Annotated in this window: 1 protein-coding gene and 1 pseudogene; both read right to left on the bottom strand. The window is 65.2% G+C overall.

Translation table 11 applies throughout. The features are described 5' to 3' along the window. Window positions 1-337, bottom strand: a pseudogene (locus FUT88_RS25770) (four-carbon acid sugar kinase family protein); the annotation flags it as partial. Then, window positions 334-689: NAD-binding protein (locus FUT88_RS25775; protein ID WP_147219368.1), on the bottom strand; the 356-nt coding region annotated here is incomplete at its 5' end. The pseudogene FUT88_RS25770 and the gene FUT88_RS25775, both read right to left, overlap by 4 nt.

A 689-nucleotide genomic window follows, 5' to 3' on the forward strand; every position in this document is an offset into this window, starting at 1 on the left:
ATCAACGCTTCGGCCACGGGGCCGATGTTGCCGGCATCGGTGGAATCGAAGGTCGAGCAGTATTTGAAAAAGAAGCGCGAGCAGCCTTGCGCGCGCAGCCAGTGCAGTGCATTCAACGACTGCGCCACGGCATCGGCCGCGGCAATCGTGCGCGACTTGAGCGCAACGACGATCGCATCGGCATCCGCCGCGATGGCCTCGCCGCCAGCCTGCGGCACACCAATGGTCTGCACCGTGCGCATGCCGCGCGCACGAGCATGTTGGCAAGGTCGGTCGCACCGGTGAAGTCGTCGGCGATGCAACCGAGGACTGGGCGGGACGTGGGCGCTGCGCTCATTTCGGTTGGCCCTCCGGCAACGTGATGCCCGGGAAGATCTTGATGACGGCCGAATCGTCTTCCTTCGCATAACCGGCCGTGGATGCCTGCATGAACATCTGATGCGCGGTAGCCGCCAGCGGCAGCGGAAACTTGGTCGCGCGCGCGGTATCGAGCACCAAGCCCAGATCCTTGACGAAGATGTCGACGGCGGACAGCGGCGTGTAATCGCCGGCCAGCACGTGGGCCATGCGGTTTTCGAACATCCAGCTGTTGCCCGCGCTATGCGTGATGACTTCGTACAGCGCATCCGCTGCCACGCCTTCGCGCAGGCCCAGGGCCATGGCTTCGGCGGCGGCGGCGATGTGCACGC

The sequence above is a fragment of the Ralstonia sp. TCR112 genome, from assembly GCF_007997035.1.
GTDB classification, from domain to species: Bacteria; Pseudomonadota; Gammaproteobacteria; order Burkholderiales; family Burkholderiaceae; genus Ralstonia; species Ralstonia edaphi.